This is a genomic window from Streptomyces sp. NPDC008079 (genome assembly GCF_042957385.1).
In the GTDB taxonomy this organism is placed as follows: domain Bacteria; phylum Actinomycetota; class Actinomycetes; order Streptomycetales; family Streptomycetaceae; genus Actinacidiphila.
The window spans coordinates 118,056-144,030 of record NZ_JBIBIC010000002.1; the positions used below are offsets into that span (position 1 = coordinate 118,056).

The 25,975-nt window shown below is 71.1% G+C and carries 16 protein-coding genes and 1 pseudogene; 6 read left to right on the forward strand and 11 right to left on the reverse strand.

Annotated elements, in window-relative coordinates; translation table 11 throughout:
- Positions 1–316: 316 nt before the first annotated feature.
- The gene (locus ACFZAM_RS07570; protein ID WP_391044258.1) at positions 317–592 is read right to left on the reverse strand and encodes a winged helix-turn-helix transcriptional regulator; all 276 of its coding nucleotides are present in this window, start codon (positions 590–592) and stop codon (positions 317–319) included.
- 159 nt (positions 593–751) lie between these two features.
- Here ACFZAM_RS07570 and ACFZAM_RS07575 point away from each other — a divergent pair, with 159 nt between their 5' ends.
- A complete protein-coding gene (locus tag ACFZAM_RS07575) occupies positions 752–1,603 on the forward strand; it encodes an acyl-CoA thioesterase domain-containing protein (protein WP_391043774.1) in 852 nt (283 codons plus the stop codon).
- Here ACFZAM_RS07575 and ACFZAM_RS07580 read toward each other — a convergent pair.
- The 6 genes from ACFZAM_RS07580 to ACFZAM_RS07605 all read right to left on the reverse strand — a co-directional run bounded on the left by ACFZAM_RS07580 (position 1,591) and on the right by ACFZAM_RS07605 (position 8,938).
- On the reverse strand, positions 1,591–2,487 hold the full coding sequence (locus ACFZAM_RS07580) for a phosphatase PAP2 family protein (protein WP_391043776.1): 897 nt from the start codon (positions 2,485–2,487) through the stop codon (positions 1,591–1,593). The two genes, ACFZAM_RS07575 and ACFZAM_RS07580, sit on opposite strands and share 13 nt — an antisense overlap.
- A gap of 37 nt (positions 2,488–2,524) precedes the next feature.
- Entirely contained in the window at positions 2,525–3,616 is a 1,092-nt protein-coding gene (locus ACFZAM_RS07585) for a substrate-binding domain-containing protein (RefSeq protein WP_391043780.1), read from the reverse strand.
- A 34-nt stretch (positions 3,617–3,650) separates the two neighbouring features.
- On the reverse strand, positions 3,651–5,498 hold the full coding sequence (locus tag ACFZAM_RS07590; RefSeq protein ID WP_391043781.1) for an alpha-amylase family glycosyl hydrolase: 1,848 nt from the start codon (positions 5,496–5,498) through the stop codon (positions 3,651–3,653).
- A gap of 104 nt (positions 5,499–5,602) precedes the next feature.
- Positions 5,603–6,523, reverse strand: coding sequence for a carbohydrate ABC transporter permease (locus ACFZAM_RS07595; protein ID WP_355334406.1), 921 nt, complete (start codon positions 6,521–6,523; stop codon positions 5,603–5,605).
- A 13-nt stretch (positions 6,524–6,536) separates the two neighbouring features.
- Entirely contained in the window at positions 6,537–7,517 is a 981-nt protein-coding gene (locus ACFZAM_RS07600) for a carbohydrate ABC transporter permease (protein WP_188283291.1), read from the reverse strand.
- 122 nt (positions 7,518–7,639) lie between these two features.
- Positions 7,640–8,938, reverse strand: coding sequence for an extracellular solute-binding protein (locus tag ACFZAM_RS07605; RefSeq protein ID WP_355334402.1), 1,299 nt, complete (start codon positions 8,936–8,938; stop codon positions 7,640–7,642).
- A 450-nt stretch (positions 8,939–9,388) separates the two neighbouring features.
- On the opposite strand from ACFZAM_RS07605, the gene pulA reads away from it, so the two are divergent.
- Together pulA and ACFZAM_RS07615 are read left to right on the forward strand one after the other, a co-directional pair.
- Positions 9,389–14,854 (forward strand): pullulanase-type alpha-1,6-glucosidase, encoded by a 5,466-nt coding sequence (gene pulA / locus ACFZAM_RS07610; protein WP_391043786.1) that lies wholly within the window; start codon positions 9,389–9,391, stop codon positions 14,852–14,854.
- A gap of 157 nt (positions 14,855–15,011) precedes the next feature.
- Positions 15,012–15,524, forward strand: coding sequence for a GNAT family N-acetyltransferase (locus ACFZAM_RS07615; RefSeq protein WP_391043789.1), 513 nt, complete (start codon positions 15,012–15,014; stop codon positions 15,522–15,524).
- An 18-nt stretch (positions 15,525–15,542) separates the two neighbouring features.
- On the opposite strand, the gene ACFZAM_RS07620 is transcribed toward ACFZAM_RS07615, so the two are convergent.
- Both ACFZAM_RS07620 and glnII read right to left on the reverse strand, forming a co-directional pair.
- Positions 15,543–17,552, reverse strand: a complete 2,010-nt coding sequence (locus ACFZAM_RS07620) for a hypothetical protein (RefSeq protein WP_391043792.1) — start codon at positions 17,550–17,552, stop codon at positions 15,543–15,545.
- A gap of 124 nt (positions 17,553–17,676) precedes the next feature.
- A complete protein-coding gene (glnII, locus tag ACFZAM_RS07625) occupies positions 17,677–18,696 on the reverse strand; it encodes a glutamine synthetase (RefSeq protein WP_355334395.1) in 1,020 nt (339 codons plus the stop codon).
- A gap of 1,197 nt (positions 18,697–19,893) precedes the next feature.
- Between glnII and ACFZAM_RS07630 the strand changes: the two genes are divergently transcribed.
- Complete coding sequence (locus ACFZAM_RS07630; RefSeq protein WP_391044260.1) at positions 19,894–20,766, forward strand: Gfo/Idh/MocA family oxidoreductase; 873 nt, start codon at positions 19,894–19,896, stop codon at positions 20,764–20,766.
- A 27-nt stretch (positions 20,767–20,793) separates the two neighbouring features.
- Here the strand turns inward: ACFZAM_RS07630 and ACFZAM_RS07635 are convergent, their stop codons facing one another.
- The gene (locus ACFZAM_RS07635; protein WP_391043794.1) at positions 20,794–21,633 is read right to left on the reverse strand and encodes a putative RNA methyltransferase; all 840 of its coding nucleotides are present in this window, start codon (positions 21,631–21,633) and stop codon (positions 20,794–20,796) included.
- A 462-nt stretch (positions 21,634–22,095) separates the two neighbouring features.
- Here ACFZAM_RS07635 and ACFZAM_RS07640 point away from each other — a divergent pair, with 462 nt between their 5' ends.
- Positions 22,096–23,127, forward strand: coding sequence for a hypothetical protein (locus ACFZAM_RS07640; protein ID WP_391043797.1), 1,032 nt, complete (start codon positions 22,096–22,098; stop codon positions 23,125–23,127).
- 152 nt (positions 23,128–23,279) lie between these two features.
- Positions 23,280–24,525: pseudogene (locus tag ACFZAM_RS07645) on the forward strand (transposase).
- A gap of 33 nt (positions 24,526–24,558) precedes the next feature.
- Here ACFZAM_RS07645 and ACFZAM_RS07650 read toward each other — a convergent pair.
- A complete protein-coding gene (locus tag ACFZAM_RS07650; protein ID WP_391043798.1) occupies positions 24,559–25,785 on the reverse strand; it encodes a cytochrome P450 in 1,227 nt (408 codons plus the stop codon).
- Positions 25,786–25,975 lie beyond the last annotated feature (190 nt).

The window sequence follows — 25,975 nt, forward strand, 5'->3', positions numbered from 1 at the left end:
CTTGGACACCCGTCCACCCGCGGACCGTGTGAGGGTGCCACCCTCCCAGCCCCGGGAGGAGGACGCTCGGGGCGCCCTCACGGTCCTTGCCACCCACCCCGGCCACCCCCACCGGCCCGTCGGACGCCGACGTACCCGGAGGGGACGGGCCGGGGTGCCCCCGCAGAAATGCGGTGACAAGAAGGGCACCGGATACGCGGGGCCAGGTAGCCGCATTTCGAGGAGGTACCCCGGACCGGCACCGACCAGGCACAAGCGGCACCCGCAGACGACAAAACACCCGCACGGGTGGGCGGGCGGGCAAGAACACCCCCCCTTAGTCGGAAAGCGTCTCCGCCCACGTACGAGACCAGTGATCCAACGGCGCGATGGCCTCGGCCAGCCCCGCCCCGAGAGGCGTGAGCCCGTAACGCCCCTGATCCCCCTGCGCGAGCAGCCCGGCCGCGGCCAACTCCCGCAACCGCTGATAAAGAACGCTGGGCGACATCGCGTCGCACCGTTCACGCAGGTCACGAGCGCCGACCGGCCCGTCCCGCAGCTCCCAGAGAATGCGCAGCGCCCAGCGCCGCCCCAGCAGATCGAGCGCGGCCATCAGGGGCCGCCCGGTGCGCGAGCCACGGACCTCGCCGCCCGGCCGGGGGCCACCGGTGCCACCCTCCATCCGACCCTCCTTGACGCTTCTGATTCCGAAATCATACGGTGGTGCCAGGCGTTACGGAATGCGAAACGTACACGAGCCGGAGGAGCAGGGATGGGCGAACCGACCGCTTTCTACGAGCCCGACCCGGACGGGTCCTTCGTGGCGACGGACGCCACCCAGGGCCCCTGGTCGCCCGACCTCCAGCACGGCGGCCCGCCCAGCGCGCTGCTGGTCCGCGAGTTCGAGGCCCTGGTCGCGGCGACGGCACGGGACGGCGACTCCGACGGCGACCCCGACATCGACTCCGAGGGCCACCCCGACGGCCACCTCGCGAAAATCGCCATGGACTTCCACGGCCCCGTCCCCGTCGGCCCGGTCCGCGTCCGCGCCTCCGTCCTCAAGCCCGGCAGGCGCGCCCAGCTCCTCGCGGGCGAGCTGAGCGTCGACGGCCGGGTCGTCCTGTCGGCCCGCGCCTGGTGGCGCCGCCGCTCACCCGGTCTCATACCGGACGTCCCCGTCCAGGCCGCGCCGCTGCCGGACCCCGACGACGTCGTCCCGGCCGACCCGCTCCCCGGCCACTTGGACCATGGCTGGATCGCGTCCATGGACTACCGCTACCTCGCCGGATTCGTCACGACGCCGGGACCGGCCACGGTGTGGGTGCGCCCGAAGTTCCCGCTCGTCGCGGGCGAGACGACCTCCGGCACCCAGCGGGCCGTCCTCGTCTCGGACGGCGCCAGCGGCTTCAGCGCCGCGCTGGACTTCCGCACCCACCTGTTCAGCAACCTCGACCTCGTGCTGAGCTTCCTGCGCCCGCCGGTCGGCCCCTGGGTGGCACTGGACGCCGTGTCAGCCCTGGACGGGGCGGGCGGGGGTACGACCAGCACCCGCCTCGCCGACACCGCCGGTTACCACGGCTTCGCGCTCCAGACGCTGTACGTGGCGCCGCATCACGCCGTCTGAGGGTCCGACGCCCGGGCCGACACCGCGTCCACCGGCTGGCGCGGCATCCGGTACAGCCAGCGCCCGTAGACCAGGTACGAGATCCCGTAACCGACCGCCAGGCACACCACACCGCCGACCGCGTCCAGCCAGAAGTGGTTGCCGGTGGAGATGATGACCGTGAGGGTGAACACCGGGTACAGCGCGCCCAGCGCCTTCGCCCAGGTGTGCTTGGCCAGTATCGCGATGGTGATCCCGCACCACAGGGACCAGCCGATGTGCATCGACGGCATGGCCGCGTACTGGTTCGACACATGCGCCAGATTGCCCGAGGACAGCGAGCCCCAGGTGTGGTGCACCTCGACGGTGTCGATGAAGCCGCCGCCCGTCATCAGCCGGGGCGGCGCCAGCGGGTAGAAGTAGAAGCCGACCAGGGCCATGGCGGTGGTCACGAAGAGCACCAGACGGGCCGGGCCGTACCGCCCCGGATGGCGGCGGTAGAGCCACACCAGCACACCGATGGTGATGATGAAGTGCAGCGTGGCGTAGTAGTAGTTCATGATGACGATCAGCCAGGTCGCCGAATTCACGGCGTGGTTGACGGACCGTTCGATCGCCAGACCGAGGTGGTTCTCGAAGGACCACACCGACGCGGCGTGTCGCAGGGCGACGGTCTTCTGCTCCGGAACCGCGTTCCTGATCAGCGAGTACACCCAGTAACTGACGCCGATCAGCAGGATCTCGAACCAGAGCCGGGGTCTGCGGGGTGTGCGGATGCGCCTGATGAGGGTGTGGCGCGGCTCCGTGCGGGCCACGCCGGTCGCTCCATCCGGGGGAGTGGAACCGGTGGAGCGCGGCGAGGCGGTCGTACGGCCGCCCATAGTCTTCGCAGTCGGTTCCCCCATGGGACACCAGTCTGCCAGATTCGCCCCGTATCGCAGGTCAGCCTTCGGTCGGATCCTGCGTGCCGCCCGTCCCCCTTGAGGAGGGTTTCTGTGCGGGCACGGGCGTGTTCCGCGCGGTCGGCGCGGCGGCTGTTGAACCTCGAACGACCAGCTCGGGCAGGAAGACGAATTCGCTGTGCGGCGCCGGTGTGCCGCCGATCTCCTCCAGCAGCGCGTTCACCGCGGCCTGGCTCATCGCCGCGACCGGTTGCCTGATGGTGGTCAGCGGCGGATCGGTGAAGGCGATCAGCGGCGAGTCGTCGTATCCGACCACCGAGACGTCCTCCGGCACCGACAGGCCCTGCTGCCTGGCCGCCCGGATCGCGCCGAGCGCCATCATGTCCGACGCGCAGACGATCGCGGTGCAGCCCGAGGCGATCAGCGCCGTGGCCGCCGCCTGACCGCCCTCCAGCGTGTACAGCGAGTGCTGGACCAGTGTCTGCGCCTCGTCCTCCGCCATGCCCAGCACGTCCGCCATGGACGCCGTGAAGCCCTCGATCTTGCGCTGTACGGGGACGTACCGTTTCTGCCCGACGGCCAGGCCGATCCTGCGGTGGCCGAGCGCCGCGAGATGGGTGACGGCCAGCCGGACCGCGTCCCGGTCGTCCGGCGACACGAACGGCGCGTCGACCTTCTCCGAGAAGCCGTTGATCAGCACGAACGGCACGCCCTGGCCCTGGAGCCTGGCGTAGCGCTCCATGTCGGCGGCCGAGTCGGCGTGCAGACCGGAGACGAAGATGATCCCGGCGACCCCCCGCTCGACCAGCATCTCCACCAGTTCGTCCTCGGTGGACCCGCCGGGCGTCTGGGTGGCCAGCACCGGGGTGTACCCCTGGCGGGTCAGCGCCTGTCCGATGATCTGCGCGAACGCGGGGAAGATCGGATTCAGCAGCTCGGGGGTGATCAGCCCGACCAGTCCGGCGCTGCGCTGGCGCAGCCGGACCGGCCGCTCGTACCCCAGGAGGTCGAGCGCGGCCAGTACGGATTCACGGGTGGCCGTGGAGACACCGGGTTTGCCGTTGAGTACCCGGCTGACCGTCGCTTCACTGACCCCCGCCTGGGCTGCGATGTCAGCGAGCCGCGCGGTCACAGCACCGGATGCTAGGGGACGGAACGCCACCACGTCAGATCGCCCACCAAATTGCCGTGTCTGCGGAGATAGTCAGCTCAATGCTGCCATTCTCCGTGTTCGGGACGCCCGCCGTCGAGCCGCCGCTGACATCGCTGTCACCGCTGACGTTACCGCCGCCGCTGCTGGAGCCGGAGCCGGAGCCGGAGCCGGAGCCAGGGCCCGCGCCCGCGTGCAGGCCGCTGTCGCTGGACAGCAGCATCCGCCCGGGGCCGGGAAGCGTCACCGTCACCGGCTCGCGGGTCAGGTTGACCGCGCAGACGAAGCTCCCGGCGCCGGGCTCGTCCCCGCCGCCCCTGCGGAAGGCCAGTACGCCCTCGGGCGCGTCCAGCCACGTCACCGCGGCGCCCGCGCCCAGCGCCGGGTGCTCCCGGCGCACCGCCAGGGCCGCCCGGTACAGCTCAAGGGTCGACGCCGGGTCGCCCGTCTGCGCCTCGACGCTCAGGCCCGCCCAGCTCTTCGGCTGCGGCAGCCAGCTCGGCCCGCCCGCCGGACCGAAGCCGTACGGCGCCTCGTCGCCCGACCACGGGATCGGCACCCGGCAGCCGTCGCGGAAGCCGTCCTGCCCGGCCGCGCGGAAGAACGACGGGTCCTGCCGTACCTCGTCCGGCAGGTCCGTCACGTCCGGCAGGCCCAGCTCCTCGCCCTGGTAGAGATACGCCGAACCAGGCAGCGCCAGCATCAGCACGACCGCGGCCCGCGCCCTGCGCAGCCCCAACTCCCGGTCGCCCGGCTCACGTTGCTGCGTCCCCAGCTCCGGCGGGTTGCCGAAGCGCGTCGCGTGCCGGGTCACGTCGTGGTTGGACAGCACCCACGTGGCGGGCGCGCCCACCGCGCTCATCGCGGTCAGCGACTTGTCGATGACCTTGCGCAGCTCCGGCGCGTCCCAAGGGGTGCTCAGATACTCGAAGTTGAACGCCTGGTGCAGCTCGTCGGGGCGCAGGTAGAGCGCGGCCCGCTCGATCGTCGGCGTCCACGCCTCGGCGACCGCGATCCGGTCTCCCGCGTACTCGTCCAGGATGCGGCGCCAGCCGCGGTAGATCTCGTGCACACCGTCCTGGTCGAAGTACGGCATCGCCGCCGTGCCCAGCAGCGTGAGCTGCTCCGCGTGCCCGATGTCCGGCAGGCCATCGGCCTTCACCAGGCCGTGCGCGACGTCGATCCGGAAGCCGTCGGTGCCCAGGTCCAGCCAGAAGCGCAGCACGGAGCGGAACTCGTCGTGCACCGCCGGGTGGTTCCAGTTGAAGTCGGGCTGCTCGGGCGCGAACAGGTGCAGGTACCACTCGCCGGGCGTGCCGTCCGGGTTGAGCGTACGGGTCCAGGCCGGGCCGCCGAAGATGGACTCCCAGTCGTTGGGCGGCAGTTCGCCGTCCGCGCCCTTGCCGGGCAGGAAGTGGAAGCGGTCCCGCAGCGGCGAGCCCGGTCCCTCGTGCAGCGCCCGCTTGAACCACTCGTGCTGGTCCGAGCAGTGGTTGGGCACCAGGTCCACGATGACCTTCAGGCCCAGCGCGTGCGCGGCCCTGATCAGGTCGTCGGCGTCGGTGAGGCTGCCGAACATCGGGTCGACGGCCCGGTAGTCGGCCACGTCGTACCCCGCGTCGGCCTGCGGGGAGGCGTAGAACGGCGACAGCCACACCGCGTCCACACCCAGTTCGCGCAGGTACGGCAGCCGGGCGGTGATCCCGGGCAGGTCGCCCATGCCGTCGCCGTTGCCGTCGGCGAAGCTGCGCGGATAGACCTGGTAGATGACCGCGTCGCGCCACCAGTCTCTGCGCTCCGCCCCGGCGTCGCCAGCGGCGTCGGCAGTGGCGGAGCTGGGCGCGTGGGTGAGGTGCTGGCTCATGGCTTCCTTCATTGTTCCGGGCCTTCGGCGGCGGGGGAACGACAACTGGCTTACGTACGTGGTGCGGTGCGGACGGTCGGGCCCTCGCGGGGCCTTCGCGGGCCTCAGCCCTTGGTGCCTCCGGCGGTGAGGCCGGCCACCAGGTGGCGCTGGACGAGCAGGAAGACGATGCCCGCGGGGATCGCGATCACGACCGAGGCGGCGGTCATGCTGCCCCAGTCGGCGCGCTGGTCGGAGGCGAAGGTGCGGATGCCCGCCGCCAGCGTGGAGTGCTTGTTGCTCATGAACTGGCTGGAGTAGGCGACTTCGCCCCACGCGGTGAGGAAGCTGTAGAAGGCGGTGACCGCGAGGCCCGGCCGGGCCAGCGGCACGATCAGCCGCCAGAAGGTGCCGAACGGGGTCAGGCCGTCCACCCGGCCCGCCTCGTCGATGTCGCGCGGGATCGTGTCGAAGTACCCCTTGAGCATCCAGGCGCAGAAGGGCACCGAGATCGTGCAGTAGACCAGCACCAGGCCGAGGTAGGTGTCGATGAGGTCGAGCTGCGCCATCAGGTTGTACAGCGGCACGATCAGCACGGCCACCGGGAACATCTGCGTGATCAGGAAGGTCCACATCAGCGACTTGTGCCCGGGGAACTTCATCCGGGAGATCGCGTATCCGGCGCTGGAGGCGATCAGCACGCCGAGCACCGTGGTGGCCGCGGCCACGATCACCGAGTTGAGGAACCACTTGGGGAAGTTGGTGTGGAAGAGCACGAACCGGTAGTTGCCCAGGCTCAGATGGCGCATGACCTCGCCGGGCTGCTGCCACGAGGTGCTGGGGCCCAGCGAGATGAAGACGATCCACAGCACGGGGAAGACCGCGACGGCGCTCGCCACCAGCAAGGTGGCGTGCAGCGCGAGCGAGGCGCCGCGGCTGCGGGTGCCGCGCGGGCGGTACTTGCGGCGCGCGGCGGACCCGGGGGCCGCGCCGGTACGGGCGGCGGGGGCGGTGGCGGCCGGGCCGCTGTGGGTGGTGGCACTCATGGTGATCCGGCTCCTATGCCTGCTCGGACTTCAACTGGCGGCGGTAGAAGGTGGAGAAGGCCACAAGGATGAGGAGGATGACGATGCCGTAGGCCGCGGCGCCCGAATAGTCGGACACTCCGGTGAACGCCTTCTCGTAGGCGTACGTCACCAGGATGTCGGTGTCCCCTGTGGTGTTGTTGCCGAGCAGCAGGAAGATGATCGGGAACATGTTGAACGTCCACACGGTGCTCAGCAGGATCACCGTGCTGGTGACCGGCCGCAGGCCCGGCAGCGTCACGTTGAGGAACCGCTGCAACGGCGTCGCGCCGTCCATCTCGGCCGCCTCGTACAGCTCGCTGGGTATGGACTGGAGGCCGCCCAGGGTCGCCACCATCATGAACGGCACGCCGCACCAGACGTTGACGATGATGACCGCGATCTTCTGCGCGAAGGGGGTGCCCAGCCAGTCCTGGGCGGGCATTCCCATGTGCGTGATGATGTCGTTGAAGACGCCGTACTGCGAGTTGAACATCAGCCGCCAGGCGAAGACGCCGATGAAGGCGGGGACCGCCCACGGCAGGATCAGCGCGAGCCGGTAGAAGAGGCGGAAGCGCACCGGGCGGTTGAGCAGCATCGCCATGCCGAGGCCGATGGCGTACGTGATCGCGACGCAGGACACGGTCCAGATGACCGTCCACTGGAGCCGCGGGTAGAAGTCGCCGTCCTTGCCGGAGATGATCTGCCAGTAGTTGTGCAGGCCCACGAAGTCGTACGTGGCGCCGATGTGGACCGGGCCGATGTCCTTGGCGACGTTCATCTCGGTCGCGTTGGTGAGCGACAGGTAGATGCCGTACACCAGCGGGTAGAGGACGAGCACGCCGATGACGATGAGCACCGGGGCGACCATCACCCAGGCGTACCAGTACTTGTCCCAGGACCGCCGCAGCGACGTCCTGAGGCCCGGCCGGGGGGCCTTGCCCCGGGCGGGGGTGTCCATGGTGGCGGTGGTCATCGCTCCTCGGCTCTGTCGGGTCTTGTGGCTGTTCAGGAGTGGACCGGACCGGCCGGCCGGGCGCGTGGGCCCCGCCTGTTCAGGTGGCGGGGCCCCGGCCGGCCGGCCCGGAGAAAAGGGGGCTACTGGACGGTGAATCCGGGCAGCAGCTTGCCGAACTCCTTCGCCGCCGTGTCGAGCCCGTCCTTCACGGAGGTCTCACCCTGAAGGATCTTGATGTACTGCTGCTGGAGCGGCGTGAACAGGCTGCCGACCTGGGGCAGCGCCACCCGCGGCCGGGCGGTGTCCATGATCGGCTTGAACCCGGCGATCTGCGGGTTCTTGGTGACCTCGGCGGTGTACGCGGACGTGCGCGTCGGCAGCGTGCCGTTCTTCAGCGCGATCTGCTGCTGGCTGCTGGAGGAGGTCATGAACTGCGTGAACAGGTACGACGCGTCCAGGTTCTTCGAGCCCTGGTAGACCGCCAGGTCGTGACCGCCGGTCGGCGCCAGCGCCTTGCCGGTCGAACCGGCCGGGACCGGCGCGTACCCCAGGTTGCTCTCCTTGCCCTGGAAGGCGCTGCCCGCCAGGTCGTCGCTGACCGACCAGGGGCCCTGGATCAGCATCGCGACCTTGCCGGTCTTGAAGGACGTCTGCATGTTGTCGTACGCGCTCGCGAAGTCGACCTTCAGCGAGGAGGTGTCGTAGACCTCCTTGGCCTTGGTCACCGCCTTGACCGCCTCGGGCGAGTTGATCGTGATTTTCTTGCCCGCCGGGTCCGCCAGGTCGGCGCCCTCGCCGAACAGCAGCGGGAACAGGAAGTACGAGTCCGGGTTCACGTACGTGCCCGCGACCCCCGGCACCTTCTCCTTGATCGTCTTGGAGTCCGCGATCAGCTCGTCCCACGTCTTCGGCGGCGCCGCGATCCCCGCCTTCGCGAAGATGTCCTTGTTGTAGAGCAGCCCCAGCGTGTCCGTCACCGACGGCACCCCGTAGGTCTTCCCGTCGTACTTCGTCGTGTTCAGCGGCCCCGCCAGGAAGTCGTCGGCGTCCGTCAGCGCGGCCGTGCCGTCCAGCGGCGCGATGTAGTGCAGCGACGCGTACTCCGGGATCAGGCCGACGTCCGCCCTGATCACGTCCGGCGCGCCCTTGCCGCTCTGCGCCGCCGCCTTGAACTTCTGCTCCACCGTGGTGAAGTCCACGTTCTGGTAGTTCACCTTGATCTTCGGGTACTTCGCCTCGAAGTCCGCGATCAGCGCCTTGTACGTCGGAGCCTCGTTCTTCGCGTCCGAGGTGTCCCAGTACGTGATCGACCCGGTCACCGCCGCCGGGTCCTTCGCCGCCGACGCCTTGTCATCCTTGCTGTCACTGCTACCGCCACAGGCGGTCACCCCGAGAACGATGGCCGCGGCCATCGCCACGGCGGATATGCCGCGTCGCATACCTGACTCCTTGAAGAGGGAAGTGCCCGTTCGCCCAGATCCGACTGGCTCCACTGCTCGGGCTGGGCAGGAACGTAACAGCGATGCAATCCCTTGCGAAAGTCCTTGCAAGCAACTTTCTGCAAGAACCCTTCCGATGTGACGAACGCGTTACCACCGTGCGACACCCGCTCGGGGAGGCGGAACGCGGTGCGGACCGCGGACGGCCGGGGGGTGCCGGACGGCGGGAAGACCTGTACGGAAGGGGAGTTGAGGAGCGTTACCCGGCGTATCGCATGCTGGAATCCCTTACAAGGTCTTGCTGTAAGCCTCCCCGCGGGGATACGGTCCCGGTCAAGTTCGTTCCGGCGCCGATGCCGGAGCTGCACCGGGTTTTCATGCGCGTGGGGCCCCGGCGCGAGGCTGTCCCCTTTCCGCCGTCAGGCGGAGTAGTCGCAAGGAGAACCGCCCGTGGCCCTGCCGTTCAGGCTGCCCGCGTACCGGTCGCGGACCGGTAGACGTATCAGAAGCACCGCCGTCGCCACGGCGCTCGCCGCGCTCGTGGCGCTGGCCGTACCGGCCGCGTCCGCACACGGCGTGCCCGCCCCGCCGCCACCGCCGTCGGACAAGACGCTCGCCGGGCAGGCCGCGCGGCACGACGCCACGCGGGAGCAGTTCTACTTCGTGATGCCGGACCGCTTCGCCAACGGGGACAAGGCCAACGACAAGGGCGGTCTGACCGGCGGCAGGCTGACCACCGGGTACGACCCCACGGACAAGGGGTTCTACCAGGGCGGTGACCTCAAGGGCCTGACGCAGAAGCTGGATTACATCAAGGGCCTGGGCACCACCGCGATCTGGATGGCCCCGATCTTCAAGAACCGGCCGGTGCAGGGCACGGGCACGGACGCCAGCGCCGGGTACCACGGCTACTGGATCACGGACTTCACCCAGGTGGACCCGCACTTCGGTACCAACGACGACCTGCGCAGGCTGATCACCGCGGCGCACGCCAAGGGCATGAAGATCTTCTTCGACGTGATCACCAACCACACGGCCGACGTCATCGGCAACGCGGAGAACACGTACACCTACCTGTCCAAGGGCGCGTTCCCGTACCTCGCCGCGGACGGCACCCCCTTCGACGACAGCACCTACGCCGACGGCGGGAACGGCGCCGGGAAGGCGACGTTCCCGAAGGTCACGACCGCGTCGTTCCCGCGCACGCCCATCGTGCCCGCGGACCAGAGGAACGCGAAGGTGCCGGCCTGGCTCAACGACCCGACGATGTACCACAACCGCGGCGACTCGACCTTCGCGGGCGAGAGCGCGGACCAGGGCGACTTCAGCGGCCTGGACGACCTGTGGACCGAGCGGCCCGAGGTCGTCAGCGGCATGGAGCGGATCTACGAGAAGTGGGTCAAGGACTTCGCGATCGACGGCTTCCGGATCGACACGGTCAAGAACGTCGACCTGCCGTTCTGGACGCAGTGGGCGACCGCGCTGGACGACTACGCGGCCAGGCACGGCCGGCCGAACTTCTTCATGTTCGGCGAGACGTACTCCGCCGACCCGGCGATCACCTCGCCGTACGTCACGCAAGGCCGCCTCGACGCGACGCTCGACTTCCCCTTCCAGGACGCGGCCCGCGCCTACGCCTCGCAGGGCGCGGCGCCCGCGAAGCTCGCCGGGGTCTACGGCCAGGACTACCGCTACACGACGGACAAGGCCAACGCGTACGAGCAGGTCACCTTCCTCGGCAACCACGACATGGGCCGGATCGGCTCCTTCCTGAAGCAGGACAACCCGGCGGCGGACGACGCCGAGCTGGTGCGACGGGACCGGCTGGCCAATGAGGTGATGTTCCTCGGCCGCGGCAACCCCGTCGTCTACTACGGCGACGAGCAGGGCTTCACGGGCGCGGGCGGCGACAAGGACGCCCGGCAGACGATGTTCGCCTCCCAGGTCGCCGACTACCTCGACGACGACGAGATCGGTACGGCGCGCACGCACGCCGACGACGCGTACGACCCGACGCACCCGCTCTACCGCGCCATCGCCGCGCTGTCGAAGCTCACCAAGGACCACCCGGCGCTGCGCGACGGGGTCCAGACCGAGCGGTACGCGGAGCCCGGCACGGCGGCCGGTGTCTACGCGTACTCCCGCACGGACGCGAAGACGCGTGACGACTACCTGGTGGCGGTCAACAACGCGACGGCCGCGAAGACGGTCACCATCCCGGCTGCGGGCGCGGCGAAGGCCGCGTACCGGGCGCTGTACGGGACGACGGGGACGCTCACCACGGGCGCGGACGGTTCGCTCGAGGTGACGGTGCCCGCGCTGAGTTCGGTGGTCTACCAGGCCGCCAAGGCGCTGCCCGCGCCCACCGCGAAGCCGACGATCACGCTGACCGCACCCGAGGCGGGCGCCACCGGCACCGTCGAGCTGACGGCCGACGTCAGCGGCGGCGGCCTCAACCGGGTCGTCTTCGCCGCCCAGACCGGCAACGCCACGTGGCAGGTGCTCGGTTCTGCCGACCACGCCCCGTACAAGGTGACGCAGACGATCGACCCGAAGACGGCGGCCGGAACGCCCGTACGCTACAAGGCCGTTGTGGTGGACGCCGCCGGACGTACGGCCGCGGCCACCGCCGCGACCAGCACCGGTACGACCCCGGTCACCCCGCCGCCCACCGCGATCAGCCACGACTACGCGGTGGTCCACTACCAGCGGACCGACGGCGACTACGCGGACTGGGGCCTGTACACCTGGGGCGACATCGCCGACGGCGAGGCCACCACGTACCCGGCGGGCCACGCCTTCACCGGCCGTGACGCGTACGGCGCCTTCGCCTATGTGAAGCTCAAGCCCGGCGCGTCCGATGTCGGCTTCATCGTCGTGAACAAGGACGGCGTCAAGGACACCGACGGCGACCGCGCGATCGACCTCACCGCGACCGGCGAGGTGTGGATCAAGCAGGGCAGCCCGGACGTGGCCACGACCGCGCCGGACGGCGCCTACCCGCCGCAGGACACCGGCAAGGCCGTCCTGCACTACCACCGTGCGGACGGCGACTACACCGGCTGGGGCCTGCACGTCTGGACCGGCGCGGCCACCCCCACCGACTGGTCCTCGCCCGTCAGGCCGGCCCGGATCGACTCCTACGGCGCGGTGTACGAGGTCCCGCTCGCCGCGGGCGCCACCTCGCTCAGCTACATCCTGCACAACGGCGACGCGAAGGACCTGCCCAGCGACCAGTCGCTCGACCTGACCGGGACCGGCCACGAGGTGTGGCTGCTCGGCGGCACGGAAAAGTATCTCCTGCCGCAACCCCAGGGATCAGGAGCTGACTTGGACCTCACCAAGTCGCAGGCCCAGTGGATCGACCGTGACACCGTCGCCTGGCAGACCTCCGCCGCGGCGGCGTCCCAGCAGCTCGTCTACGCGCCCGACGGCGGCATCACCGTCAAGGACGGTGCGCTGTCGAGCGAGGGCAAGTGGCTGCGGCTGACGAAGACCGCGACCGGTCTCACCGCCGCCCAGCTCGCCAAGTACCCGCAGCTCAAGGGGTATTCGGCCTTCACGATCGACCCGCGCGACCGGGCCCGCGCCACCGACGCGCTCAGCGGCCAGATCATCGCCACCCAACGCGCCGCCAACGGAGCCCTGTTGGCCGCGACGGGTGTCCAGACCCAGGGCGTGCTCGACGCCGTCTACGGCGCCGCCGCCGCGAAGGACACCCTCGGCCCGGTCTTCACGCACGGCACCCCGCGGCTGTCGCTGTGGGCGCCGACCGCGCACCGGGTGAGCGTGGAGATCGACGGCAGGACCGTACCGATGCGGCGGGACAAGGCCAGCGGCGTCTGGTCGGTGACCGGCAGCCGGTCGTGGACCGGGAAGACGTATCTCTACGACGTCACCGTCTGGGCCCCCAGCGTCCAAAAGCTCGTGGTCAACAAGGTCACCGACCCCTACTCGGTCGCGCTGACCACCGACTCCAAGCGCAGCCTGCTGGTCGACCTGGACGACCCGAAGCTCGCCCCCAAGGGCTGGGAGCGGCAGGCCAAACCGGCCGCGGCGCCGATCGGCCGGGCGCAGATCCAGGAGCTGCACATCCGCGACTTCTCGGTGGCCGACAGCACCGTCCCGGCCGCCGACCGCGGGAAATACGCCGCCTTCACCGACACCTCGTCCGCGGGCATGACCCACCTCAAGGCGCTCGCCGCGGCAGGCGTCAACTACGTCCACCTGCTGCCCGCCTTCGACTTCTCGACGGTGCCCGAACGCGAGCGGGACCAGGCGAAGCCCGCCTGCGACCTGGCCTCGTACGCGCCCGACAGCGAGCGGCAGCAGGCGTGCGTGACCGCGGCGGCGGCGAAGGACGCCTACAACTGGGGTTACGACCCGTACCACTTCACCGTGCCCGAGGGCTCCTACGCCAAGAACCCCGACGGGCCGCAGCGCACCACGGAATTCCGGCAGATGGTGCAGGGCCTCAACAACGCGGGCCTGCGCGTGGTCATGGACGTCGTCTACAACCACACCTCGGCGGCGGGCCAGGCCGACACCTCCGTCCTCGACAAGATCGTGCCCGGCTACTACCAGCGGCTGATGCCGGACGGCTCGGTCGCCACCTCCACCTGCTGCGCCAACACCGCGCCCGAGAACACCATGATGGGCAAGCTCGTCGTGGACTCGATCGTCACGTGGGCCAAGGAGTACAAGGTCGACGGCTTCCGCTTCGACCTGATGGGCCACCACCCCAAGGCGAACATCCTCGCCGTCCGCAAGGCGCTGGACGCGCTGACGCCCGGTCACGACGGCGTGGACGGGAAGAAGATCATCCTCTACGGGGAGGGCTGGAACTTCGGCGAGGTCGCCGACGACGCCCGCTTCGTCCAGGCCACCCAGGCCAACATGGCGGGCACCGGCATCGCGACCTTCTCCGACCGGGCGCGCGACGCCGTACGCGGCGGCAGTCCGTTCGACGAGGACCCCGGCGTGCAGGGCTTCGCCTCCGGCCTCTACACCGACCCCAACTCCTCGGTGAACAACGGCACGCCAGCCGAGCAGAAGGCCCGGCTGCTGCACTACCAGGACCTCATCAAGGTCGGACTCACCGGCAACCTCAAGGAGTTCGGCTTCACCGACTCGGCGGGCAGGCGGGTCACCGGAGCCGAGATCGACTACAACGGCGCACCCGCCGGATACGCCGACGCGCCGGGCGACGCCCTCGCCTATGTCGACGCCCACGACAACGAATCCCTCTACGACGCCCTCGCCTTCAAGCTCCCCGTCGGCACCTCGGCCGCCGACCGCGCCCGTATGCAGGTCGTCGCCGAGGCCACCGCCGCGCTCTCCCAGGGGCCCGCGCTCTACCAGGCGGGCTCGGACCTGCTGCGCTCCAAGTCCCTCGACCGCAACTCCTTCGACTCCGGGGACTGGTTCAACGCGATCCACTGGCAGTGCGCCGACGGCACCGGCTTCGGCCGGGGACTTCCGCCCGCGGCCGACAACCAGGCCAAGTGGCCTTACGCCAAGCCGCTGTTGACGCAGCCCCAGCTCAGCCCCGGCTGCGCGCAGATCACCGCGGCCTCCGCCGCGTACCAGGATCTGCTGCGGATCCGCACCGCCGAGCCCGCCTTCCGGCTCGGCACCGCGGCCCAGGTCCAACAGCAGGTCTCCTTCCCGCTGTCGGGCCCCGACGAGACGCCCGGCGTCATCACCATGAAGGCCGGCGACCTGGTGATCGTCTTCAACGCGACGCCGACGACGCAGAAGCAGCGGGTGGAGGCGGCGCGCGGAACCTCGTACGCCCTGCACCCGGTGCAGGCGGCCGGGACCGACCCGGTCGTCAGGACCTCGACGTACGCGGCGGGGACCGGGACCTTCACCGTGCCGGGGCGGACGGTGGCGGTGTTCAGGACCGGTCGCTGAGGACCGTCGGGCGCCTGTGAGGGGAGCCCGCGATCCGGCCGTTTCCGCACTGAATCGCGGACGGCGGGAACCGCGGGCTCCCCTTGGCGCGTCAAGTTTTACGGCCGGGTCGTACGCCGGAGGGAACCAATGTTGCCCTGGATGCGTCCACGCCCATATGAGCTCCCCGCACATCAGGGTCCGCCCTGCCACGCCCGAAGACCTGAGCGCGATATCGGACATCCACGCCCGCGCCCGCGCCAGCTACTACGCGGGCCACCTCCCGGCCGAGGAGTACAGCGGCCCCGCGGAGCTGGAACGACAGCGCGTGGGGACGGCCAGGGCCATCTCCTCGGACGACCGGACCGTGCTGTGCGCGGTCAGGGACGACCGGGTGGTCGGCTTCGCCGTGCTCGCCGCCCGGCACGACGAGGACACCCTCTTCCACTTCCACATCGACCCCTCCGTCTGGCGCACCGGCACCGGCACCGCCCTGCACCGCGCCTGCGTCGCCGTCTGGCAGGCCGCGGGCCTCACCACCGCCCGCCTGGAGGTCTTCGCCCCCAACGCCCGCGCCCGCGCCTTCTACACCCACCAGGGCTGGCAGGAAGACGGCCGCACTGGCGACCACGTCCGCATGCGCCTCACCGTCCCCACCCCGGCCCCCACCCCCCAACCGGCCCACGAATAGTTCCGGCGGCCCCGGGCGTTACGAGGCGGGGAGTGGGGTCAGGGTGGCGCCGGTGGTGAGGTGGGCGGTGAGGGTGGCGCGAGTGCCGCGGGGGGCGCGGGTGGAGAGGTAGGGGCCGTCGGCGGAGGCGTGGACGCCCGCGGTGGCGGTGATCCGGGTGACGTCGCGGCTGCCCGCGGCGACGAGGTACCAGTGGGAGCGGGGGGACTGCCACATGACGCCCGCCATGACGTGCTGGCCGAAGCGGCTGCACGCGTTGCCGTCGGTCTGCCGGCCGGCGACGGTGCCGGGCGCGGCGGCGGGGGAGGACGGCGGGACGAAGGTCACGGTGGCCTGCCCCGGCCCGCGCCAGGTGTCGGCGCGGGCGCAGGTCCAGGACGCCTCGCCGCCGCCCTCGGGCAGCGGGGTACGGGCGAACTCCCAGTTGTTGACGGCCTTCACGCCCTGCCCGCGCAACTCGCCCAGATAGCAGGCGTTGTGCGCCCAACTGACCAGTGCCTGAGCCCCGGTGGCCTCACGCGGCTGCCGCGCCGGGACACCGCCGCCCGGAGGCGGGGTGTACGTGAGGTGGACCGGCGACAGGTCGCCGAGGTCGGTCAGCAGGAAGGTGTGGCTCTCCACGATCCTCGAGGACGACTTGAGCTGCACCACCGGCCAGGCACTGCCGCACGCACCCGCGGCGGCCCCCGCGCCCGGCATCCGTACCGGATCGGTCACCCCGTCCGCGTCGCGGTGCAGCGGCGCGCCGAGGACGTTGGGCCGCATCAGATCGCGGGTCTGCGCGTCCGCGATCCACGGGGCGGTCAGGAAACGGGTGTTGCCGTCCACCCGGTCGACCACGACGGCCGCCGCCGTCGTCACATCGGCGTCCTGCACCTGCGCGAAGTCCAGCGCGGCGCGCCCCGAACCGCTGCGCGGCTGCGCGTAACGGACGATCCGCAGACCGTCGTAGAAGATCACCACCGCCGCCGCGTCGACATTCCCCGCGAAGAGCAACTGCGGCGGCTGGGCGGGGGCGTTGCGCGGAGTGCCGGGCGTCGAGGAGACGTCCACGTCCGCGCCGGGGCGCGCCCACACCGCGAGCGCCCGGCCGAGCAGCGCCTTGTCGTCGGCCCGGCCGCCGCGCGCGGGCCACGCCGTGAAGTCCATCCGCGCGGTCGACGCCCACAGCGCCGCGTCCGGCCGTACGAGAGCGGCCGGATCGAGCGCGCGGGCCGCGTCCCCCGCACCGGACGCGGGAGAGCCCGGCGCCGCGTACGACGCCGTACCGCCGTCGCCGCCGCTGCCCCACACCGCCCAGCCGGAGACCAGCACGGCGGCCAACGCGACGGCCGCCCCGGTCACCAGCCCCGCGCGCCTGCGCTGCCTGCGCCGCAGCAGGTCGGTCGGCCCCACCTGGAGCGTGCAGGGATCGAACTCACCGGCCGTCAGCAGGTGTTGGCCGCCCTTGACGGCCGCCGCAGCCCGCATCGCGCCGCGCGGATCGGCCGCGCCCGCGGCCCTCAGCACTGCTAGCACCTCGGCGTCGGCCAACTCCTCGACCCCGCGCAGCGCGAACGCCGCCCGTGCCTCGGGCGCCAACTCCGCCAGCGCCCGGTCCAGCGCCAACTCCTCGCTGCCGCCCGCCCGCGGATGCAGCCGCAAGCCGACGACCTGCGGCAGCGCCGTACCACCGGCGGCGGCCGTACGCACACGCTCCCGCCAGCCCCAACGGCCGCCGCCGTGCCGCCCGTAGGCCAGCGCCTCGCGCAACACCTCGTGCCGCAGCAGCGCGTACGCCTCACCGCGCGGCCCGTCCGTCGCACCCGCCGTCCCCGGCGGATACCGCCGGTCGCGCGGCAGCGACCGCTGCACCAGGCGGTGCGCGGTCAGCACTCTGCGATGCGTGCCGAGCGCGGTGGGCAGCGCCAGATACGCCAGCCGTACCAGGCGCGGGTAGTGCTCGACGAGCGCCGCCTCCGCCTCTTCCACAGCGACCGGGCCGGGCTCGTCATCGGCGGAATCGCTTTCTGCTGAGCGCGTGTTCACGCCCCGTCAAACGAGTGGATCATCCGATGGTCACGAGATACCGCTCGCGCGCGGCGGTCCCGACGCGCCGGGGCGCCCGTCACCTGACCGTGACGGGCGCCCTGTACAACGGAGTTGACGCAGGTCAGACCAGTCCGGCCTTCTCCAGCGCCGTACCGCACGTGTCCACCATGAGCCGGGTCACCACGTACGGGTCCATGTTCGCGTTCGGGCGGCGGTCCTCGATGTAGCCCTTCTGGTCCACCTCGACCTGCCACGGGATACGCACCGACGCGCCGCGGTTGGAGACGCCGTAGCTGTACTCGTTCCACGGAGCGGTCTCGTGCGCGCCGGTCAGCCGCGCCTCGACGCCGACGCCGTAGTTCTTGATGTGCTCCAGCGGCTTGTCGTCGCGGCCCAGCGACTCGGCGGCCTCGATGATCGCCTCGTAGCCCTCGCGCATCGCCTTGGTGGAGAAGTTCGTGTGCGCGCCCGCGCCGTTCCAGTCGCCCTTGGCGGGCTTCGGGTCCAGCGTCGCCGAGACGCCGAAGTCCTCCGCCGTGCGGTACAGCAGCCAGCGCGCCACCCACAGGTGGTCGGAGACCTCCAGCGGGCTCAGCGGCCCGACCTGGAACTCCCACTGCCCCGGCATGACCTCGGCGTTGATCCCCGAGATGCCCAGGCCCGCGGCCAGGCAGTTCTCCAGGTGCTTCTCGACCACCGGACGGCCGAAGATCTCGTCCGCGCCGACCCCGCAGTAGTAACCGCCCTGCGGCGCCGGGTACCCGCCCTCGGGGAACCCGAGCGGACGCGAGCCCTGGAAGAACGTGTACTCCTGCTCGATGCCGAACAGCGACTCCTGCGCCGCGAACTTCTCCGCCACCTCGCGCAGCGCGGCCCGCGTGTTGGACTCGTGTGGCGTCCCGTCGATGTTGAAGACCTCGCACATCACCAGGACGTCGTCCCCGCCGCGGATCGGGTCGGGGAACGAGGAGACCGGCTTGAGTACGCGGTCGGACGCGTGGCCCTCCGCCTGGTTGGTGCTGGAACCGTCGAAGCCCCAGATCGGGAGCTCGGCGCCGTCGGCCAGGATGCGCGTCTTGGAACGCAGCTTCGCGGTCGGCAGGGTGCCGTCTATCCAGATGTACTCAGCCTTGTAGGTCACGGGACGCCATCCTTAACGAACAGTCTTCGCGGGTGCTGGCCGAGCTGCGCTGATCGAGCCACCCGCAGCGTCGCAAAATCCCTTTTCCCGACTGTTGCCCCCGTGTTAACCCACTGTGAACGCCCCTACGTGACCAGCGGCAACGCCCCAGGAGCCCCGCCTGTCACCGCTGCGCGGTGGGCTTCGCCGCTGGGGTGCGTTTACACGAGGGGCTGCGCCCCTGCGGCCCCGCTGCGCAGGTGGGGTTCACCGCTGGGGTGTGTTTGTGCGTGGGGCTGAGCCCTTGGGCCACGTTTGCGCGAGGTGGGTTCGCCGGTAGCCATGGAGCCGAAGGGCGCGCCGGTGTTGAAAAGGAGAACGCGCACAGTGACCGAGGAACGAGGGAACGAGCACGATCGACTGTCGACACCGGGTCTAAGCGCCCGGAGGCGGAAGGGCGGCAAAAAAAGGGGATCGGGGTGCGCATAGAAAGGACGGCTCCCCCGCAGGGTGAGATTGCGCGAGGCGGTTCGCACGACGGTGAACTGGTACGAGTCGGCACCCACCACGGTCAACTGACCCCGGGGGGGCAGGCACCCCACGGCGACCTCACGCGAGACGGACCCACCCACGGCGAACACGTGCGTGTGAGCCGTCCTGCGTGAGCCCACCGTGCGGGGAACCGCCTCGCGCATCCTCACCGTGCGTGCGAGCCCTCTTGTGTCAGCTCACCGCGATCCCCTTTTTTTGCCGCCCTCTCGCCTCCGGCGGCTTAGATCCGGTGTCGACGGTCGATCGTGCTCGTTCGCTCGTTCCTCGGTCGCTGTGCGCGTTCTCCCTTTCAACACCGGCGCCGCCTTCGGCTCGCTGGCTACCGGCGAACCCCACCTGCGCAGCGGTACCGGAGGGGCGCAGCCCCCCGCGCAGGGTCACCCGTGCAGCGAACCCCGGCGCGTGGCGGTGACCTGGCGGCGAACCCCACCGCGCAGCGGTACCGGAGGGGCGCAGCCCCCGCGCAGGGGCATCCCAGGAGCCCAGCCCCCTCGCGCAGCCGCACTCAGCGGCGAACCCCACCGCGCAGCGGTGCCGTAAGGGCGAACCCACCTCACGCAAGCGCACCCCAGGAGCCCAGCCCCCCTCGCGCAGCCGCACCCTGGCGGCGGACCCCGCCGGGTAGCCGTGACCGGGCGGGACGCCGGTAGGCTCGGCGTCATGACCATGCGCTTCGGACTTCTCGGCACCGGCCCCTGGGCCCGGCTCGCCCATGGACCCGCTCTCGCCGCCCACCCGGAGGTGGAATTCGTCGGGGTCTGGGGCCGGAGGCCGGAGGCGGCGGCTGAGGTGGCGGCGCAGTTCGGTGCGCGGGCGTACGGGGACGCGGAGGCGCTGATCGCGGATGTGGACGCGGTGGCGGTCGCGCTGCCGCCGCATTTGCAGGCGCCGTTGGCGGTGGCGGCGGCCCGCGCGGGCCGCCACGTGCTGCTGGACAAGCCGGTGGCGACGACCGTGGAGGACGCGAAGGCGGTGGCCGAGGCCGTCACGGCGGCCGGAGTCGGGTCGGTGGTCTTCTTCACCCTGCGCTTCGACCCGGCGACAGCCGGGTGGATCGAGGAGCAGGCGGCGCGCGGCGAGTGGTACACCGGCCGCGCGGACTGGTACAGCGCCGTCTTCACCGGAGACGAGAACCCCTTCGCGGACTCGCCGTGGCGGCGGGAGAAGGGCGGCCTGTGGGACGTCGGCCCGCACGCGCTGTCCGTCCTGCTGCCCGTACTCGGGGACGTCACCGCCGTCACCGCGGCCAACGGCCCCGGCGACACCGTACATTTGACGCTCCGTCACGAATCCGGTGCCTCCAGCACCTCCACCCTCACGCTGACCGCGCCGCCGGCCGCCGCGGGCGTGGTCATCGAACTGCGCGGCGACCAGGGCGTCGTGACCTACCCCGACGGCGTCGCGGGTGAGGCGACGGCTTCCCTGGCCCACGCCATCACCGCGCTCACCTCCGGCACTCCGCACGCCTGCGACGCCCGCTTCGGCCTGCGCGTCACCGAGATCCTGGCGGCGGCGGAGTCGGCCCTGGACAGGTCCTAGGCCAGCGCCGACTCCGCCGCCGGACGGTCACCGCGGCCGGTAGGCGGTGGCCAGGACGGAGACGGTCACGTGACCTGGCAGCGGGCCGCTCCCGGCGTCCGCGCGGCTCACGTGGCGGGCGCTCGGTGACATGCCCACCAGGTCCAGGGCGTCGGACCCGGTGAGCGGGGCGAGGTAGTCGACCCGCTCGGTCCTGGCAGCCATGAAGTGGGGGTCGAGGGCGTGGTGCAGGCGCTGTTCCTTGGCGGGGTCGACGGTGACCATGGCCCGTACGCGGTGCCGCAGTTCGGCCAGGTGGCGGTCGGTCGGACGGACGACGATCAGGCGGCCCGTCGGGCGCAGGACCCGGCGGAATTCGGCCGGGTTGCGGGGCGCGAAGACGTTCAGTACGAGGTCGGCCGCGCGGTCGGCGACCGGGAAGCGGCGGGAGGCGTCCCAGCTCGCCGCGGCGGCTCGTTCGTGGGCGCGGGCGGCCGAGCGCAGGGCGCGTACCGAGGCGTCGAGCCCCAGGCCGCGGGCGTCGGTGAGCCGGGCGAGCACGCCGGCCAGGTAGTAGCCCGTGCCGCAGCCGACGTCCAGGACGGTGCCCGGCCCGGCGTCGGCGGCCAGCCGGGCCACGGCGTGCCGGATGGGGAGGTAGGCGCCGGTGGCCAGGAAGCGGGCGCGGGCCTGTGCCATGGCGGCGTCGTCGGCGCTGACGGCGCGGGTGCCGGTCAGCAGGCCGACGTAGCCGTGGCGGGCGAGGTCGAAGGTGTGGCCCGCGGGGCAGCGCAACGCGCCCCGGTCCGGCCGGAGGGGGCCGCGGCAGATCGGGCAGCGCAGGACATCGAGGATCTGTGCGAGGGCAGGCGGAAGCGGCACGGGCATGGAGAGCACTCCTGGCAACGGTGAAGTGAAGGGACCGCGCCCGCGCGCGCCCGGATTCCCGCTCCGCGGGCGGAACGAGCCAGAAGGCGGCGTTATGGGCACGCCGAGGAGGGCGACGCCGTCCGGCATCGCCCTCGAAGGCTCCCGGTCACGGGAAGCAGTGGTGCGGGGTGCTCATGAATGCCACGCCTTCAGTTTACGAGCAGCGGTGAACCCTCGTGTCCACCGAAGGCGTCAGCGGAGCCGAGAGAATGACGGCCCATTCGCCGGAGTCGGAGTCCGAGCTGGAACCGGAGTCAAGCTTGGCGTTTAACGTCCAGCTTCGAACAGACGAGCCTGACGATCACGCGTCCGCGCGGCCTCGCGTTCACCCCTGCCGTGCGAGAGATGTGTCTCGACAGCGATGTCGGTCCGCTCGGGCATGATCTACTCCGATCGGACTCAGGGGTGGGGTGATGTGACGTGGGCGAGTGGCGAACCGATCCAACGTTCGCGATGTGCCGGGCTTTGACGGGCGGGGCAGACCTGTCCTCGTTCGTGGGCGGGCCGTTCGATGTACGTGCGGTGGTGGCCGCCGTACGGCCCGAGGTCAAGGACGGATTCTTGCTCGACGAAGTCCCCTGGGAGAACTTTCCGCGGGGGGATCACGTCAGGGAGGCCATTCAGCTGCTCCACACCGGCGGCTCGCCCGTTCGCGCCGGAACGGGTGTTGTGAGTGGGATGTGCGCCAACGACATGCGGGCGGCCGCCGTGCTTGCCGTGCCGTTCCTGATCCGGATCGCTGCCGATACCCACCACCCTTGCCGTGCCGACACGCTCGCCGAAGTCTCCTCTCCAGCTCGCGCCCGCTACTTCGGCGTCGCCACCCGCGGCGAGCTGCTGCTCCACCGCGCCGATCCCCAGAACGACCGCCTCTACGACGACTACGGCGTCGAGGTGACCGGCTACCCGGCGGGCTGGTCGGTTGCCGCCGCTCGGGCCGCGATCACCGCCGACGCCACCCTCCTGAAGCCTCTTCTGCACGACCCCGACCCTGCGATCCGGATCCGCGCCGCCTACGCACTGGCCGCCGCCACCGACCTGGATCACGCGGTCCGTGCAGCCTTCCGCGACCGGCTCGACGCCGAGCAGGACCCGATCGTCCACGCCGCCCTGGTCTTCGCCACAGCCGAAGCCACCCGCACCCAACCCCATCCGCCGACCACCGTGTGGATGCGCGAGCGCTGGGGGGACCGAACGCAAGCGTCCGAGGCCCGGCTGGCCGCCGCGATCGGCTGGCTCTGCCTCACCGACGAACCCGCCCCCGACGACCTGCGCTCAGCCGTCGACCAACTCGCCACCAATGAGCGCGCCCGCGCCATGGACGACCTGCCTTGGATGGCTGCCGCCAGCGGATCGAACGAGACGGGACTGCGGCGCTGCGTCCGAGAGATGCTTCACCCCGAACACCCTGATCAGCTGGAGCACGACGACCCATGGGCCCCGCAATCCTGACGCCGGAAGCAGACCCCCGCCTGCGTTGGCTTCGACAGGCGGACCAGATGATCACTCCTCCGGGTGTCTCAGGGGACGGCGATACGGCCTCTACGTGATCCTGAACTCGACCAAGAGGAAGAGGACTTGACGCGAAGGCTGTGCTGGTGGGTGTGGTGCAAGAGGGCGGGCGGTGCGATCAGTTCGCGGAGCTGTCCCGCTTCCGGGGGGGCTTCTACGACTGCCTGACCGGGCGGCGCGACGCGCTGTTCGAGCTCGCCGACGCGGTGCTGTGCACCTACGGGCCGGTGAGGACGCTGGTGGACCTGGCGCTCGCGCCCGAGCACCGGCGCGGACACGGCGCCCTGTACGGCGCGCTGAACCGGGGCTGCCTGGACGTCGGCCGGCTGCGGACCGCGCTGGCCGGCCTGCCGCTGCCGCGCGCCGCCGACGGCCGCCTGGTGCTCGCTGTGGACGTCTCACCGTGGCTGCGGCCGGACGCCGCCACCTGCCCGGACGGTCGTTCTGCCACACCTACGGCCGCGGCGACGCCAAGCACCAGATGATCCCCGGCTGGCCCTACTCGTTCGTCGTCGCGCTGGAGACCGGCCGCACCTCGTGGACGGCCGTCCTGGACGCGGTGCGACTGGAGCCCGGCGCCGATCTGGCCGGGGGCCGCCCGCCCAAGCACGGCGGGGAGTTCGTATTCGGCGACCCCGCCACCTGGGGCGACGAGCAGGCGGTCACCACCACCGAAACCGCCGCTACGGCACCGCCGTCGCCCAGGCGTGGGACCGGCTCCACCCCCGGCTGACCCGCCGCGCGGCCCGGCTGGAGCACGACGGGCCGCTGCCAGTCATCGAGGGCATGGTGATCCGCCTGGCCGTCGAGAAGCTGCCCAGCCGTGGGGTGAACCGGCCAGTCCGGCTGTGGTGGTCGCGCACCGGTGCGAGCCCGGCCGACGTGGACCTCTGCTGGCAGTCGTTCCTACGCAGGTTCGACCTGGAGCACACGTTCCGCCTGCTCAAGCAGACTCTCGGCTGGACCCGGCCCCGCCTCCGCGACTCGACGGCGGCTGATCGTTGGACCTGGCTCGTCGTCGCCGTGCACACCCAGCTCCGCCTCGCCCGACCGCTGGTCGCCGACCTTCGACGGCCCTGGGAGCGGCCGGCGGAACCGAACAAACTCACCCCCGCCCGCGTCCGCCGAGGGTTCAGGAACCTCCACACGAAGGCACCCTCACCAGCGCGTGCACCGAAACCCACCCGCCCCGGCCCGGGCCGGCCGCCCGGGTCGAAGAATCAGCGGCCCGCCACTCGCTACGAGGTGGGAAGAGTCCTGGCCACCGGCGAGGCGTACGCCCGGCCCGCCCATCACAAGAAGGGCACCAAGCCACGACGAACCGCTACAAACGGATAAACGACAAGTTAAGAACCCGAGCTGGAACCGGAGTCAAGAACCCGAGCCCGAACCGGAAACCCACAGTTCGCTGGCGCTGTTGATGATGAACGACCGCACCGGGCACCCCGACGGCCGTGACAACCGCAGTTTCGGGAAGTGCTCGAACAGGACGCTCAACGCGATCTCGCCCTCCAGCCGCGCCAGTCCGGCGCCAATGCAGAAGTGCTGGCCGTTACCGAAGGAGAGCTGGCGGGAATTGGGGCGCGCGACGTCGAAGCTGTCGGCGTCGGGGAACTGCTGGTCGTCACGGCCGGCCGCGGCGTAGGAGGCGAGCATGGCCTCGCCGCGCCGGATCACCACGTCTCCGACCGGGATGTCCTCGAGGGCGTAGCGCAGCGGGAAGTGGCCGACCGGGCAGTCGTAACGCACGACTTCCTCGATGACGGAGCCCCAGGAGACCTCGCCGGACCGGGCCCGTGCCAGTTGTCCCGGGTTGGCGAGCAGCGCCCTGACCGCGTTGGTGATCAGGTTGACGGTGGTCTCGTGGCCGCCCACCAGCACGGTGAGCATGATGACCACGACCTCGTCCTCGCTCAGCCGGTCGCCTTCCTCGCTGGCGGCGATCAGCGCGCTGGTCAGGTCGTCGCCGGGGCTCTCGCGCTTGGCCTGTGCCGCCTCGGCGAGCAGGACCAGGAGCTGGTCCTGGGCCTCCTGCGTCTGGTTGCCCTTGGCCGCGGGGTGGCTGCTGAGCACGGCGTCGGAGAGCGTACGCAGCCGCTCGCCGTCCATCGGCGGCAGGCCCAGCAGTTCGGCGATCACCTTGACCGGCAGCGGGAGCGCGTAATCCTCGCGCAGGTCGAACTCGTCGCCGCGCGCGGCCGCTTCGTCCAACAGGCGGTGCGCCAGCTCCTCGATCCGCTGGCGCAGCGCGGCGGTTCGGCGGGGCGTCATCGCCTGACCCGCGAGCGCGCGCAGCCGCCGGTGCTCGGCGCCGTCCCGCGTGAGTATCCCGGGGAGGCTGACGAAGTTCAGCAGCGGCCAGTCCTCGGGCAGCCGCCCCTCGGTGTTGCGCGGCCACTGCCGCGGGTCCTTCGACACCCGCGGGTCGACCAGCAGTTGCCGCAGCGTCTCGTGGTGCGTGACGGCCCAGGCCGGTACCCCGCCGGGCAGTTCCACCAGCGCCACCGGGCCGAGCGCGCGCAGCTCGACGTTCTCCTCGTGCTGGTTCTGGCCGAAATGATCGAGCAGTAACGGTGTCAGCGTTTCGGAGGTTTTCATGCCCGGCACCATAACAAGCGCGCTCGCCGGGCGAACAGCTGCCCAAAAGGGCTACGACTCCGAACTCGGCCGCCCCGTAAAGGGGTTGAGCGGTGAATGCGCAAACGTCCACCTGCCGATTCCCGCCGGGGAGAATTTCGGACGGGGCTATTCCGAATATGCCCGCCGGAGCCGGCGGCGACGAATTTTT